Genomic DNA, 14,327 nt, shown 5'->3' on the forward strand with positions numbered 1-14,327 from the left:
CGCCCCGAGGGACGCGCCTTTGTGTTGAAGCTTGAATGAGACGAAATTACTGGGCCGAATCGTTACCGGCGTTCGCTTCTTCCATCTGCTTCTGGAGCTCTTCGCGACGCTTCTGCTTGGCGGCCTCGCGCTTCTCTGCCTTGGCATTGAGTTCGTTCTCGGCATCGAGCAGCTCGATGAATGCCATCTCGGACGAGTCGCCCTTGCGGATACCGGTGCGGACGATGCGGCTGTAGCCGCCGGGGCGCGTGGTGTAGCGCGGAGCCACGACAGCGAAGAGACGGTCGACCGACTCAGGCGTCATCAGGTAGGCGAGAGCCTGGCGGCGAGCGTGAACGCTGCCATTCTTGCCGAGGGTGATCATCTTCTCGACGATGGGACGCGTCGCCTTCGCCTTCGTAATGGTGGTGTGGCAACGGTCGTTGAGAATGATGGAGGTGACGAGGTTGCGCAGAAGAGCGCGACGGTGGGAGGTGTTACGGCCGAGTTTAAACCCGCCTTTACGATGACGCATAGTATATCTCCTTCGGTCCAGCTTTAGCTGTCGACCGGCTTACTGGGTGGTACTGGTTACAGGGTTCGCCTCACGCAGATCGCCGGAGCGGTTCCGCGTGAGGCACCCAAAGTTAGAAGTTTTCGGGCTCGGTGCCGAGGTCGAGATCGTCGTCCTCGTCATCCTCATCTTCGTCATCGAATCCGGCGTAGCTGGCAGCAAGCGTCTGTGCCGGCAGAACCGAGGTCGGTCCCGGGACAGGGTTGCCCTGCTCGTCGATCTTCATGCCGAGCGAGAGACCCATCTGAGCAAGGATTTCCTTGATCTCATTCAGGCTCTTACGACCGAAGTTCTTCGTCTTCAGCATCTCGGCTTCGGTCTTCTGAATCAGTTCACCGATGGTCGAGATGTTTGCATTCTTCAGGCAGTTGTAGCTGCGCACCGAGAGCTCAAGCTCTTCTACCGAGCGGTTGAGGTTCTCGTTGCGAATCTGTGGACCGTCGCCCAGGCCGTCAGCACCGGCTTCGAGCTCCTCTTCGAAGTTGATGAAGATGGTCATGTGGTCCTTGAGCAGCTTGGCCGAGAGACCGAGAGCATCGGCGGGAAGAACGGTGCCGTTGGTCCAGATTTCGAGGTTCAGCTTTTCGTAATCGGTGATCTGACCGAGACGTGCAGCCTCGACCAGGTAGTTTACCTTGCGGACGGGCGAATGCACGGAGTCAACGGGGATGAAGCCGATGCCGAGATCGCTGTCGAAGTTCTTGTCCGCCGAGACGTAGCCACGGCCACGCTTCAAGCGCATCTCCATGTCGATACGGCCGCCTTCGGAGATTGTGCAGATGTAGACGTTGGGATCGAGGATCTCAACATCGGAGTCAGCCTCGATCGAACCCGAGGTGATGACGCCAGCTGCGTCAGCGCGCAGGTAGAGAGCCTTGGGGCCCTCACCGTTGAGCTTGAAGGGAATCTGCTTCAGGTTCAGGATGATGTCAGTTGCGTCTTCGACCACGCCGGTGATCGACTGGAACTCGTGCAACACACCCTCGATGCGGACTGCGGTAACAGCCGCACCCTCGATGGACGAGAGCAGCGTGCGGCGCAGTGCGTTACCGATGGTCGTGCCGAAGCCGCGCTCAAAGGGCTGCGCGGAAAACTTACCGTGGGTTTGTGTCAGGGATTCCTGATCGACGGCGAGACGCTTGGGCTTTTGGAAACCTCTCCAGAGCATGGGTACATCCTTTCTTCATCGCACACGCGAAGCATTCTGCGTGGCTGATGGTAGTGCGGTTGGTGAAACAGGGGTTAGGGATTAGGGGTAGGGATTAGGACGGCGTGGAGCCTGATCCCTAATCCCTGTCCCCTAATCCCTGGATTCCTTACTTGCTGTACAGTTCGACGATCTGCTGCTCGTTGACCGGGATCTGGATGTCTTCGCGCTTCGGGGTGGCAATGATCTTGCCGGAGAGATTGTCCGCAGCGATATCGATCCAGGAGACGCGGCCCAGACCGGCGGCAAAGTTCTTCGAAGCCTCGAGCATCGACAGTTCCTTCGACTTCTCAGTGATCGAGATGACGTCGCCAACCTTGACCTGGTAAGAAGGAATGTTCACCTTCTTGCCGTTGACCAGAACGTGTCCGTGACGGACAACCTGGCGGGACTGGCGGCGGCTCATCGCGAAACCGAGGCGGTAAGCCACGTTGTCGAGGCGGGTCTCAAGCTGCTGCAGGAGCAGTTCGCCGGTGACGCCGGTGCGGGCGGCAGCCTTCTCGTAGTACGCGCGGAACTGGGTCTCGAGCGTGAAGTAGATGCGCTTGGCCTTCTGCTTCTCGCGGAGTTGCAGACCGTAGCCCACAAGCTTCTTTACCTTCTTCGACTGGCCGTGCTGGCCTGGAGCGAAGTTGCGCTTTTCGACGGGGCACTTCTCGGTGAAGCACTTTGCGCCCTTGAGAAAGAGCTTTACGCCATCGCGACGGCAAAGGCGGCATACGGGTCCTGTGTAACGTGCCATTTCAAATCTCCTGAAGTAATTCTGGTGGTTCTGGTGTCGATCGCTTTACGCGCTTGGCAGCGCTTCGTCACGATCCGTTGGAACAGCTTCTAGCCACTAGCCGTTAGTGTCTAGCTAATTGCTAGTACTAACGGCTAGAAGCTCGTAGTTATACGCGGCGGCGCTTCGGCGGACGGCAGCCGTTGTGCGGCATCGGCGTAACGTCGCGGATCGAGCGAACCTCGATACCGGCAGCTGCGAGGGCGCGGATCGCGCTCTCACGGCCCGAACCGGGGCCGGCGACGCGGACATCGACCGAGCGCAGACCGTGGTCGCGAGCGGCAGTTGCGGCGTTGACCGCTGCCTGCTGCGCCGCAAACGGCGTGCCCTTACGCGAACCGCGGAAGCCGAGCGAACCCGAGCTCTTCCACGACAGCGTGTTGCCCTGCTGATCGGTGATCGTCACGATGGTGTTGTTGAACGAAGCCTGAATGAACACCAGACCAAATGGGACATTCTTGCGTTCGCGCTTCTTGAACTTCTTGTTCTTGCCGGCCTTTGCGGCTCCAGCCTTCTGTTGAGTCTTAGCCATTACTTGGTCACCTTCTTCTTCCCGGCAACCGTGCCCTTACGGGGACCCTTGCGAGTGCGCGCGTTGGTGTGCGTACGCTGACCGCGGACGGGCAGCGAGCGGCGGTGGCGAAGACCACGGTAGGACTGGATCTCGATCAGGCGCTTGATGTTGAGCGAGATCTCCTTGCGGAGGTCACCCTCGATGCCGCCTTCCTGTTCGATGACGCCACGGATCTTGTTGAGCTGGTCCTCGTCAAGAGTAGCCATTTTGACGAGCGGATCGATGCCGGCCTTCTCAAGAATCTTGAGAGCGCGCGGGTCACCGATGCCATAGATGTAAGTGAGGGCGATACGAACCTGCTTGTTTCCGGGCAGGTCGACGCCAGCGATACGGGCCATGGGTATGCCTTTCGGTTGGGCCTCCAGATCAAAGCTGGACGGCGGGGTTACGGGTGGAGCGGCTGACGGCTATCTCAATCGAGCTGAGCTACCGCCTCCTCCGGGTTCATCGCAAGCCTTGACTTCGGCTAACTCGCCCGGTGGGGCCACTAGATACAGGGAGTAGGAAACAGTGAGTAGGGAGTAGCTGGGTTCAGGGCTTACTGCTCCCTATTCCCTACTGCCTGTTTCTTAGCCCTGGCGCTGCTTGTGCTTGGCGTTCTCGCAGATGACGCGGACGACACCCTTGCGATGGATGACTTTGCACTTATCGCAGATCGGCTTTACAGATGCACGGACCTTCATTGGAACTCCAGTTCTGAGTTGTCGGTTCTCAGTTGCCAGTTATTCGTTGCCGTTCCTGAGAACTGACAACAGCAAACTGAAAACCCGCTTGTTACTTGTAGCGGTAGACGATGCGACCGCGGTTCAGATCGTAGGGGCTCAGCTCGATGGCAACCCGATCGCCGGGGAGAATGCGGATGAAGTTCTTCCTCATGCGACCCGAGACGTGCGCGAGAACCTGATGCTTGTTCTCAAGCTCGACCTTAAAGAGCGCATTGGGCAGTGTTTCTACCACCACCGCCATTACTTCAATTGCATCTTCCTTCGACAAACAGTCTCCTTCGATAGACGCTAAGCACTTTGAAACGTGCAGATACGTCCATCTGCTTTCAATCCCTACCAGCTGTTTCGTGGGCTTCTGATAGTCCAATTCCAACCCTGAGGGCTGCATTAGACGGCGGAAGAGTCACGCACCATCTCCAAGTGTAGCGAAAAAGGGGAGTTTTGCATAGCCCATGCCCAAAATTTCACAACATTCAGACAGACTTCCTCCTCGCGGCACAAAAGGCGCGTTTGATCAGGCCAAACTCTGCTACGCTGGCGGCCATGCAGACCCACCGCCTGGCTGTTGTGCCACTGCTGACCGCCCTCGTTTTTGCTGCGTACTGCGTCAATTCTAGGGCCGCCGTGCCGAAGGTCCACACTGTCGTGCTGGGACCCGCGCGCCGCGTGCCGTACACGCCCCCAGAGGCCACCCCCGATACCAAGAGCGAAGAGGCTACGACCCTTCGCATTCGTCCTTTGCTGGTCGACGACCGCCAGAAAGAGTGGACCGTCGGTGAGTTGCACGATGTAACCGACCGCTCCTTCGTTATCCGGCGTGCGCTGCATATCAACGATGCCCTGCCCGGCGAGGCTCAGCGATGGACCTGGCAGCCCGGTCCGTGGCTGATGGTAGACCGCACCACAGGCCATATCTCGGCGCTGCATCTGCCTGATTACGATCCCGATGTATCCAGCGCAGCCTGGTTTCGTGACTACGCGGCCTATTGCGGAATTGCGACTACAACCAAGGGAGGGCTCGTCGCCGTTGTTGCCGAGTTAGGTTCACGCAAAGCCGTTGTGCAGAAGGTTATCGGACCATGGCCGATGGCCAATCCTCCGCATCCGGTATGTGCTGCGGCACGCTGGCAGCGCACGCCGATTCGCGTCACTTTCGATCTGACCGTAGGAGAATCAATGACCTTCGATGTTCTGGGCACGAGTTCATTGGTGGAGGAGGGTGAGAGCTCCGAGCCATAATCACTGGCCGTGACAAAAGTGTGACTCGCGGAGCAACCTTTCGGCACAGCAAATTTCCTTCGCATGGCCATGATTTTCATAGGCCTGCACAGCCCTGTGCGCCTGCGAAGGTAGTATGGTGAGAACAGTTCGGGACAGCAGCGCTGTGTGACGCGCGGCTAGCGTAAGCGGCTGGTACCGGCAACGTTCTCCCCCTCAAATGACGAAAGGAATTTAGAGAGACTATGTGGAAACCGAATCAGCCTGCGACACCGCCGACTCCTCCCTCCGACGCAGGACGCTCTACGACCCCGGGTACGACCACTCCAGGATTTGACGCACGCAACCCCGCCGGTGCTCCCGGCGAACAGGCGACGATTGGCAAGAGCCTCGTCGTGAAGGGCGAGATCTCCGGTGCCGAGTCGTTGTATATCGACGGTAAGGTCGAAGGCTCCATCAACCTGCCCGGCAACCGCGTGACTGTGGGCCGCAACGGACAGGTCGCAGCAACCATCCTCGCTCGCGAGATCGTGGTGCTCGGCAAAATCCGTGGCAACTGCCAGGCGACCGACCGCGTGGACATTCGCGCTGAAGGCTCGCTCACCGGCGATGTGATCGCAGCACGGATCTCCATCGAAGACGGCGCGTTCTTCAAGGGTGGCATCGACATCCGCAAGCCCGGCGCAGAAGCCAAGAATGGTCAGCCTGCAACACCGGCTCCGACCGAGACGCCTGCAACGGAAGCATAAGCATTCAACGGTAGCAACAGCAAAGCCCCGGCAACTGCCGGGGCTTTGTAGTTTTTAGTGCAATCTGCCAGGAGCCTAGTGGCTGACCCACACCAGTCCAACACCTACCAACGCCACCAGGAAAACGAAGGCGAAATAAAACACGCCACCGCGTCTCCGATCTTCCTGATCTCTTCGCCGCAGCAAGGCTGCATATTGACCAGAGTCTTCCAGAATCGTTTCGACCAGTTGATCTTTGGAGAACTTGCCGTCTGCCATGAACTCTCTCTTACCTGACACGGGATTTCCTTTGTTCTGGATAACAAGTGTGCCCAGATCGCACGGATATCAGAATGCGCCAGTGCGCAGATAGACCAGCACCGCAATGAAGATGAGTGCGATGCAAACAAGAATCGGCAACCAGAAATCCAGAGTGCGATGCTCTCTTATCGGTATGTCATCCGTTGTCGCGGAATGCTGCCGACGCCGAAGGAAGAACAGGTAACGATGCTGTTCCAGTCTCGTCACATCCTCAGTGGTTATCGAACCTGAGGTGTGTTCTGAACTGCCGTCCTGATGTAAGTCTGTACGCATGATTGCATCGACCGCCAAACGCTAAGGCCGCAACTTCAAAGTTACTCATCAGGTCGTAAAGAGGGCGTACGGAGACCGTTAAAATGCCATAAGGCGAGGAAGGGATTTCATTCCTCGCCTTGCTCCTACCTTTCACGGGAAGAGCGTTGTTATTTTGGTTTAGATCACTTCGCTGTCGGCATTTGGCAGCGTTGTATCCTTCGCAGCGCGGCTCCATAAAATGCGCAAGTCGGTCACGCTATGCAGTGAGAAGTTCGGCTGCACGGGCGCAGTGATCGCGAAGAAATCGGCACGATGAACATCCTCCAACCAGAATGCAGGCCGAGGATCAGGATGCGACGGCGCGAACTCCACATGCGACATCTCGAGATTCTTCAGATGGCGAATAAAGAAGCCGTTGCTTGGCGTCGGGCCCATGCGCAGCAATTCGGGATAAGCCTCTTCGTTCTCGGGCACCTTGATGCCGTGCCAGTCGGGCATTGGCGCGGAGTGATCGGCCCAGCCGATCTTCATCTCCTTCGGCAGACCGACGTGACCGAAATAGCAGTTCGCAATCTTCACGTCTTCGATCAGATTTTCTGGAATACCCGCCAGCATTGAAGCCGTCGACGAAGCTGAGTTGTAGCTGACCAGATCGGAGATGAGGATGCGGCGCAGCGTACCCAGTCGCAGCGTCTCCTTCGGGTTGCGATTGCGACGGTTCAACCGCAGGAACAGAGGTGCGTCCACACAGTCGCGGAAGGTGTTGCCGGTGATGGCGATGTCTTCGAGAAACGCTCCGTCCGAGCTCTCGAGCGACAACCCTTTACAGCCTTCCATCACATTGCCGGTGATGGTGATGTTGCGGAAGCCGCCGTTGGACTCCGTGCCGCACTTGATGCGGCCCTGCCGGGACACCTCTGCATCGTCAGCAAACTTCTTCCACGTACCGGCATAAACCGAGCCGAGCTCATACGTTCCGGTCACATAGTTGTTTGCAATGGTGACATTCTCAGTCGGTCGCGCATAGCCTAGCGCGTAGCTCGACTTCGGGCAGATGCCATCGTCCCACGGCGAGTTCACTGTGCAGTTTGACACTCGCACGTTACGGCAGCAATCGATATCAAAGCCATCGCGGTCTGTATCCACCAGCAGGTTGTCGAAGGTGAGGTTATCAACGCCCGTTGCCAGCACCGCAAAGTGACCACCCTTCAAAATCGAGAAGTCGCGCAGCAGAACGTTGCGGCAGTTCTTGAGCGCGATCGCTTTGTTGCCCACGCCAGGCTGCTCTGCAATAAAACCACCGGTGCCACCGCGCTGGCCTTTTGCACCGTTGCTCAGGCCCTTGCCATGAATCAATCCCGGCCCAGTGATCGAGAAGTCGTGCAAACCTTCTCCATAGAGCAGGGAGTTCTTCCAGTGGTTATGCCCGTAGTCCTGGTACGGAATCCACGGATCGTTGTTCTCCGCCGCGTCATACGTTCCGCCGCGATAGCCGGTGGTCTCTCCGGGCATGGGCGAGTCCGCCGCCAGAATGGTGCAGCCTTGCGAAAGATGCAGCGAAACGAAGCTCTTCAACCGGAGTGTAAAACAGACATACGTCCCTGACGGGAACACCAGCGTTCCTCCACCAGCAGCCGCTACCGCTTCGATTGCTCGGTTAATTGCAGGTGAGTCTACCGTCTTGCCGTCGCCGGTTGCGCCGTAGGTCCGCACGTTGAAGGAGGCTTCAGCCGCAGCAGAAGAAGGTGACTGCCCGAGTGCTACGTAGCCAACCGTGGAGGCGAGGGCGAGGGGAGAAAGTTTGATCAGGTCGCGTCGTTGCATGGTGCGGCGATGCTAACAGGTAGGACTGACAGGTGGGAATAGCTGTCAGACCAAGCTGCCGGCTCGGCGTACGATAGAGCCATGGCTGCTGGACTCGAAGAACTCTTGCACGACGCCGAAATCGCCCATGGACACCTCTGTGCGGGACAGATTCTCGGGGTGCGCATGGCGATGCTCGCACTGGCGAAACTGGGTATCGATGACCCGCGCAAACGCACACTCACGAACGGTGAACTGAATCCCGACCGCAAGCGGCTGGTGACGTTTGTTGAGATCGACCGGTGCGCGACCGATGCGATCGGGGTCGTGACAGCCTGCCGCGTCGGCAAGCGCGCGCTGAAGCTGCGTGACTGGGGCAAGATGGCCGCAACCTTCGTCGACCTGAACCAGCCGCTCGGAGATGACGCGTACAAAGGCGTGCGGGTGGTGGCGCTTGAAAGCTCCAAGGCGCGCGCCAAGGAACTGTATCCGGAGCTTGAGAAAAACGCGCAGCAGATGCACGCCTACCGCGAGATGCCGGACGAAGAGCTCTTTGCCGAACAGTGGGTACGCGTGCCGCTGCCACCAAGCGAGTTTCCCGGCTTCAAGGGGCAGCGTGTGGTGTGCTCCCGCTGCGGCGAGGGCGTGAACTTCGACCGCTTTGTGGAGCGCGAAGGAAAGCGACTTTGCTTTGGCTGCGCTTCCGAAAAACTGTATTACCAGCCGCTGTAAATGACGCAGAAACGGCGAGGCCGCTCCAGGAATCGGAGCGGCCTCTGCGAACGTCGTGTGGGTTAGCGATTAGCGCCAGCCGCGGTGATCGAAGCGGTGGTCATAGCTCCAGTCGCGGTGATAGCCGTAGTAGCCGGGGTAGCCGTATCCGTATACAACCGGAGGAGCTACGTAACGCGGGCCGTAAGAGCGAGGGCCGTAGTAGGCGTGGCCATAGTAAGCAGGCCCACCGATACGAACGCCGACGGCGAAGCGCTGCGCCTGAGCTGTGGGAGCCGCTGCGGTGAAGAGTGCGCCGGCGAGAGCGGTGGCTGCCAGCACCTTGACTGCGTTTGCCTTGAGCATCGTGGTTACGTTGGTGAGCTTCATGACTTGCCTCCTGCAGGCTGTTCTTGCTTTCGCCTTGCATTCAAGTAAACGCAAGCTCACAAAAAGGGTTGCGCGCAACTATTTCGCACGACCGTGGTTAAGGCGTCTGCTGCGACTCAATGCGTGAAGCTGTAGCGCAGACCCGCCTGCACAATGCGCGGCGGAGCCAGCGTGAGGATCGGCGTACGGCCCGCTTCGATGCTGCGATTCAACAGGTTCTGCGCCGTAGCGAAGATCGACAGGCCGTGCGTCAGAGAGCGATCCACAGATACATCGAACCGCGCATACGGATGCAGCAGGAATTGGTTTGCGGAGTCGTCAAACTCATGTCCCTGATAGCTGGTGAGCAGGTGAAGATTGACCACGCGCGGCGCCGCGTAGTTGACCGTGGCGGTGGCTGATTCGCGGGGAACCTCCGGCGTCCACTTCCCCGCCAGCAGTTGCGTCGCGAGCGGAATCGTCGGTTGAATCACCGGGTTGTAACGGGTAACCGTAGCAATGGCAAGCTGATAGCCAGCGGTCGCATCGAGGTTGTGCCAGCGGTTGGACTGCGCCTCCACCATCACGCCGTCGCTGCGAATCTGACCGAGGTTCTGACGTTGCAGCGTCTGCGAGGTTGCAGTCTGAGCGAGGAGCACCGCGGAGATGGGGCGGTTGACCTCCGTCCAGAAGTACGTGGCGCGAACGTGCCCAAACTTGCCGTCCAGATCGCCGCCGAACTCGAAGCCGGTTGCGCGTTCGGCGAGCAGAGCGTTGTTGGCGCGCGTCAACTGCTGGCCGACCTGGCTGGTGCGATACAGCTCGTTCAGACTCGGGCCGCGAAAGGCGCGGAAGCCGGTGCCGGTGAGCGAGAAGCCGTGACCGAGCTGACGCACGACGCCGAGATGAGGACTCGCGACGAGTTCGTCGATCTCGGGCTGCGGAGTGATCGCCTTCGTACTCGAGGCGGTTTGCAGACCATCGAAGGTGCGGAAAGAATCAACCCGAATCGAGCCAGACAACGACCATTTGCGCGGCAGCCAGACGGCATCGAGATAGCCACCGGTCTCGCGCTGACGAGCGTTGGTGCTGGTGGTAATACCGAGAACATTGCTGGAGACAGCGGTCTCGTCGTCGGTGCCACGAATGTCGCGGAGGTCGATGCCCGCTGCGGCGGTCAGGTTCGGCTGCAGAGACTTATTGGCCTGCAAGACAAAGCCAAACTCATCCGTGGGGACGCGCTGCAGCTTGGTGAGCGACTCTGAGTTGCGATCGGCAGCGACCGACGAGAACGCCTGGCGGTAGCCTTCGCGCGAGCCGTAAAGACGGAGGCTTGCGTTGCCGAACGCACCGGAGCGATCGGCTCCGGCGACGTAGCGCCAGAGTCGCGCGGCGTTGGTCTGAAGGAACGTTCCGTTGCCTCGCGACTCGTTCATCACATTGCCGCGCAGGAACGCTGCGTTGCCATTCGCTGTTCCCGTGCCAGCCACGATCGGCATGCGCAACTCCACACGCGCGCTTTCGCTGGTGACGTTCGATTCGGTATCAACCGAGCCGCGCAGCGACGGAGCCGTCGGAACGTAACCTCCGGTCGAGAGCACACTGACTGCGGACAGTGTGCTGAGGTAATGGGCTGTTGTGGTGAGGAGAGCATCGCCGTTGGCGGTGTTCTCGGTTGCTCCAAAGGCGTCGGCTGCGAAGTTGAACTTGTGCTTGGGCTCGACAGGGATCTCATCGATCACGCCGCCAATCGCGGAGGAACCGTAGAGGTCGGAGGCTCCACCGCGCAGCAGTTCTACCTGATCGAGGGCCAGCGCCGGAATCTCGTTCCAATGAATCCACGTTCCAAAGGGATCGTTGAGCGGGACTTCGTCGCTGACGACCAGGGTGCGACTCGCGGCTGTGCTGCCAAGACCGCGAAGGCTGATGCCCTGCGAGGTCGGGTTTGCAGACCACGAACTGGTGCGACGGAAGAGCTGGAAGCCTGCGACGGAATGCAGACGGTCATCCAGGGAAAAGCCCGGAGTCTGCTGCATCTGCGGCTGCGAGAGCGTGGCGACGCTGGTGGCCGAGTCGTTGATGCTCGCGAGGCCACGGTCGGCGCTAACGGTGATCGTGTCAGTGGCCTTCGGCGCAGGTTGTTGCGCGCGCAGATGTACGGCAAGGAGCGCGACGAGAATCGTGGTGACAGCTCTCATCGCAACTCCAGGGCCATACTTACTTGACCTGTGCGGCTTCGATCGCTGCGCCGACGCGGAGCATCGTGGACTCATCGAAGTGTTTGCCGAGGACCTGAACACCGATGGGCAGACCGTCCTTCGTGGTGCCGCACGGGACGCTCATACCGCAGATGCCAGCAAGCGAGGCGGCAACTGAGTAGATGTCTTCGAGGTACATCTGGATCGGGTCCTCGGTCTTTTCGCCGAGCTTCCAGGCGGGGGTTGGTGTAACCGGGCAGACGATCGCATCGACGTCGTTGAAGACCGTGAGGAAGTCGCGGGTGAGCAGCGTGCGGACCTGCTGCGCCTTGCGGTAGTAGGCGTCGTAGTACCCCGCCGAGAGCACGTAGGTGCCGAGCAGGATGCGGCGCTTGACCTCAGGACCGAAGGCCTCGTCGCGGGACTTGCGGTACATGTTCGCCAGGGTGTTGGCCTCGGCGCTGCGGTGACCGAAACGAACGCCGTCCATGCGCGAAAGGTTTGAGCTGGCTTCCGCTGTTGCCAGAACGTAGTACGTGGGCACAGCGTAGCTGGTGTGCGGCAGCGAGACCTTTTGGATGCTACAACCGGCGGCCCGCAGATCGTCGAGAGACTTCTCGATAGCAGCACGAATCTCGGGATCGAGACCTTCGCCGAAGTACTCCTCGGGAACGCCGATGCGGAGACCGGCAACCGGCTTAGCGAGGTCTGCGGAATAGCTGCCAACCGGCTGCGCGGAGCTTGTTGAGTCCATTGTGTCCGTGCCTGCGAGGACTTCGAGCAACGTTGCGGCGTCAGCGACTGAGTGTGCGAACGGTCCGATGCGGTCGAGCGACGACGCGAAGGCGATCAGCCCATAACGCGATACTCGACCATACGTCGGCAATACGCCAACGACGCCGCAGAAGGCTGCGGGCTGGCGGATGGAGCCGCCTGTGTCTGTACCGAGCGAGGCGGCGCAAAGGCCAGCGGCGACTGCGGCCGCCGAGCCGCCGGATGAGCCGCCGGGAACGCGGTCGAGCGAGCGCGGGTTGTGGACCGGGCCATAGGCTGAGTTCTCGTTCGAGCCGCCCATTGCGAACTCGTCGCAGTTCAGCTTGCCGAGCAGGACAGCGCCTGCGGCCTCGAGCTTAGCTACAGCGGTTGCGTCATAGGGCGGGTGATAGCCATTGAGGATCTTCGATGCGGCGGTTGCGGGTGCTCCTTTGAGCGTGAGGACATCCTTGATGCCGATGGGAACGCCTGCGAGCGGGCCGAGCGGAGCGCCGGACTTTACGGCGGCATCGACGCTGGCTGCCTGGGCGAGAGCGCGATCTTTGGTGAGCGCGAGGTAGCTGTTGATCTCAGGATCAACGGCGGCGATGCGCTCGTAGTAGCGCTCGGCGAGGGCGGTCGCGGAGGTCGTTCCGCTGACCACGGCAGCGCGGGCTTCGGCCAGCGTGAGGGTGGAGAGATCGTTGTTCACGGTCGACTTGAGAGCGTTCGGTGATTCGGGCATCGTTCAGTAGTTCCTTGAGAGTGGTGCCTGTCGGCTTGCAGCGTCGCGAGTTTGAGATGCAGATTCCTACGCTGCGCTACGGAATGACAAAAGTAGAGGACTGCGGTCTAGCAAGGTTAGCGCTCGATGACCTTGGGGACCTTGAAGAAGCGGCCGTCGCTTTCGGGGGCCTGCGACATCACGGCGGCACGATCGACCGAGGGTTTTACAACGTCGGGGCGAAGCGTTTCACCAGCTGTCGCGGGGGCGATGCCGAGGGCTTCGGCGACTTGTGCCATTGGCTCGACCTGCGAGGTGTCGAGCTCGCTGAGCTGCGCGATGTGGCCGAGGATCGCGTTGAGATCGTGCGCCATGCGCGGCAACTCTTCGGCGGTGAGCTCGAGGTTGGCGAGGTCGGCGACGTGGCGAACGTCTTCAAGCGATACGGCAGAGTTCTGGTTCGACATGCTGACTCCTAATAACTATGGGCAAGAGGGTTCTTGCGGCATTCCTATTGTAGCTGGCGGCAAACTCAGCGAGCAGGCTTAGGAAACGGGCGGCGGGTGCCGGCCTCATGGAACTGAATGGCCTGCAGGCGGACGTTGGCAATGCGGCCGAGATCGTTCGAGAGGGCCGAGCGCATGTGCAGAAACTGCTGCATCCAGGCGGAGCCATCGACGCGAACGTGCAGGATGCGATCCCCATCTAGCTGGAGGAGTTCCCCATGTTCAGCGAGGGCGTGGCCGCAGGCGACGGGCCAGGCGGCGGCGAGACGATCTTCGTCGGTGAGCTCGCGGAGGCTGCGGCCCAGGGAATCTCGAAGGATGTCGCGCATTCGTTGCATAGGCCTACTTTATGCGTTCCGGGCGATGAGGTGAGGAAGGACTTCGCTCAGGGAGTGGATGAGCTGGAAGTTGCCGGGGCAGGGGGTGGGCTCGGTGCCACTGAGCAGGAATGCCTGTCGCAGACCTGCGGCGTTGGCGGCAGCTATGTCGGTGCAGCGGTCGCCGATGAGAAGTGATTGGGACAAGTCCAGATCAAGATCGCGGGCGGCGCGCAGGATCATGCCGGGGGAAGGTTTGCGATCTTCGTGTTCGCGCTGGTATTCGCCGAGACCCTGGGGGTGGTAGGGGCAGTGGTAGGTGGCGGCCAGGGGAGTTTTGCGGGAGGCGAACTCGGCATGAATCCAGGCGGTGAGGGTGTCGAAGTCGGCCTGGGTGTAGATGCCGCGGCCAATGCCAGCCTGGTTGGTGACGACGACGAGCTTATAGCCGAGTTCAGTGGCGTGGCGGCAGAGTGAGAAGATGCCGGGCACCCATTGCACGTCTTCGATGCGGTAGAGGTAGTGGGTCTCCTCGTTGATGACGCCGTCACGGTCGAGGAAGAGGGCTGGGGTGGGCACGGTCT

At 60.1% G+C, this 14,327-nt stretch carries 18 protein-coding genes; 3 read left to right on the forward strand and 15 right to left on the reverse strand.

Going from position 1 to position 14,327, the window contains the following annotated elements:
* Positions 1-46: 46 nt before the first annotated feature.
* The 7 genes from rplQ to infA form a co-directional block, all read right to left on the reverse strand.
* Positions 47-514 (reverse strand): 50S ribosomal protein L17, encoded by a 468-nt coding sequence (gene rplQ / locus OHL14_RS08980; protein WP_263379003.1) that lies wholly within the window; start codon positions 512-514, stop codon positions 47-49.
* A 112-nt stretch (positions 515-626) separates the two neighbouring features.
* Positions 627-1,721: a DNA-directed RNA polymerase subunit alpha gene (locus OHL14_RS08985; RefSeq protein WP_263379004.1), complete on the reverse strand. Its 1,095-nt coding sequence runs from the start codon at positions 1,719-1,721 to the stop codon at positions 627-629.
* Positions 1,722-1,869: 148 nt separating this feature from the next.
* Positions 1,870-2,502, reverse strand: a complete 633-nt coding sequence (gene rpsD, locus OHL14_RS08990) for a 30S ribosomal protein S4 (protein ID WP_263379005.1) — start codon at positions 2,500-2,502, stop codon at positions 1,870-1,872.
* A 148-nt stretch (positions 2,503-2,650) separates the two neighbouring features.
* Entirely contained in the window at positions 2,651-3,073 is a 423-nt protein-coding gene (rpsK, locus tag OHL14_RS08995; RefSeq protein WP_263379006.1) for a 30S ribosomal protein S11, read from the reverse strand.
* The gene (gene rpsM, locus OHL14_RS09000; protein ID WP_263379007.1) at positions 3,073-3,453 is read right to left on the reverse strand and encodes a 30S ribosomal protein S13; all 381 of its coding nucleotides are present in this window, start codon (positions 3,451-3,453) and stop codon (positions 3,073-3,075) included. The genes rpsK and rpsM overlap by 1 nt, the downstream gene beginning before the upstream one ends.
* Before the next feature lie 231 nt (positions 3,454-3,684).
* Complete coding sequence (rpmJ, locus tag OHL14_RS09005) at positions 3,685-3,798, reverse strand: 50S ribosomal protein L36 (protein WP_182276027.1); 114 nt, start codon at positions 3,796-3,798, stop codon at positions 3,685-3,687.
* Between the two features lie 91 nt (positions 3,799-3,889).
* Positions 3,890-4,108: a translation initiation factor IF-1 gene (infA, locus tag OHL14_RS09010; RefSeq protein WP_014264250.1), complete on the reverse strand. Its 219-nt coding sequence runs from the start codon at positions 4,106-4,108 to the stop codon at positions 3,890-3,892.
* 275 nt (positions 4,109-4,383) lie between these two features.
* On the opposite strand from infA, the gene OHL14_RS09015 reads away from it, so the two are divergent.
* The gene (locus OHL14_RS09015; RefSeq protein ID WP_263379008.1) at positions 4,384-5,079 is read left to right on the forward strand and encodes a hypothetical protein; all 696 of its coding nucleotides are present in this window, start codon (positions 4,384-4,386) and stop codon (positions 5,077-5,079) included.
* 224 nt (positions 5,080-5,303) lie between these two features.
* Positions 5,304-5,807: a bactofilin family protein gene (locus OHL14_RS09020; protein WP_263379009.1), complete on the forward strand. Its 504-nt coding sequence runs from the start codon at positions 5,304-5,306 to the stop codon at positions 5,805-5,807.
* A gap of 75 nt (positions 5,808-5,882) precedes the next feature.
* Here OHL14_RS09020 and OHL14_RS09025 read toward each other — a convergent pair whose 3' ends face one another.
* Positions 5,883-6,065, reverse strand: a complete 183-nt coding sequence (locus tag OHL14_RS09025; RefSeq protein WP_263379010.1) for a hypothetical protein — start codon at positions 6,063-6,065, stop codon at positions 5,883-5,885.
* A 474-nt stretch (positions 6,066-6,539) separates the two neighbouring features.
* Complete coding sequence (locus OHL14_RS09030) at positions 6,540-8,186, reverse strand: rhamnogalacturonidase (protein WP_263379011.1); 1,647 nt, start codon at positions 8,184-8,186, stop codon at positions 6,540-6,542.
* Positions 8,187-8,267: 81 nt separating this feature from the next.
* Here OHL14_RS09030 and OHL14_RS09035 point away from each other — a divergent pair, with 81 nt between their 5' ends.
* The gene (locus OHL14_RS09035; RefSeq protein ID WP_263379012.1) at positions 8,268-8,897 is read left to right on the forward strand and encodes an FmdE family protein; all 630 of its coding nucleotides are present in this window, start codon (positions 8,268-8,270) and stop codon (positions 8,895-8,897) included.
* 69 nt (positions 8,898-8,966) lie between these two features.
* Here the strand turns inward: OHL14_RS09035 and OHL14_RS09040 are convergent, their stop codons facing one another.
* The 6 genes from OHL14_RS09040 to OHL14_RS09065 form a co-directional block, all read right to left on the reverse strand.
* On the reverse strand, positions 8,967-9,266 hold the full coding sequence (locus OHL14_RS09040; RefSeq protein WP_263379013.1) for a hypothetical protein: 300 nt from the start codon (positions 9,264-9,266) through the stop codon (positions 8,967-8,969).
* Positions 9,267-9,382: 116 nt separating this feature from the next.
* Positions 9,383-11,443 carry a TonB-dependent receptor gene (locus OHL14_RS09045; RefSeq protein WP_263379014.1) on the reverse strand — a complete coding sequence of 687 codons (2,061 nt, stop codon included), beginning with the start codon at positions 11,441-11,443 and terminating at the stop codon, positions 9,383-9,385.
* A gap of 19 nt (positions 11,444-11,462) precedes the next feature.
* Entirely contained in the window at positions 11,463-12,941 is a 1,479-nt protein-coding gene (gatA, locus tag OHL14_RS09050) for an Asp-tRNA(Asn)/Glu-tRNA(Gln) amidotransferase subunit GatA (protein ID WP_263379015.1), read from the reverse strand.
* Positions 12,942-13,057: 116 nt separating this feature from the next.
* The gene (gene gatC, locus OHL14_RS09055) at positions 13,058-13,387 is read right to left on the reverse strand and encodes an Asp-tRNA(Asn)/Glu-tRNA(Gln) amidotransferase subunit GatC (RefSeq protein WP_263379016.1); all 330 of its coding nucleotides are present in this window, start codon (positions 13,385-13,387) and stop codon (positions 13,058-13,060) included.
* Positions 13,388-13,452: 65 nt separating this feature from the next.
* Entirely contained in the window at positions 13,453-13,764 is a 312-nt protein-coding gene (locus OHL14_RS09060; protein ID WP_263379017.1) for a DUF721 domain-containing protein, read from the reverse strand.
* A 9-nt stretch (positions 13,765-13,773) separates the two neighbouring features.
* A complete protein-coding gene (locus tag OHL14_RS09065) occupies positions 13,774-14,322 on the reverse strand; it encodes a D-glycero-alpha-D-manno-heptose-1,7-bisphosphate 7-phosphatase (protein WP_263379018.1) in 549 nt (182 codons plus the stop codon).
* Positions 14,323-14,327 lie beyond the last annotated feature (5 nt).

Source organism: Granulicella paludicola (assembly GCF_025685545.1).
Taxonomy (GTDB): Bacteria; Acidobacteriota; Terriglobia; order Terriglobales; family Acidobacteriaceae; genus Granulicella; species Granulicella paludicola.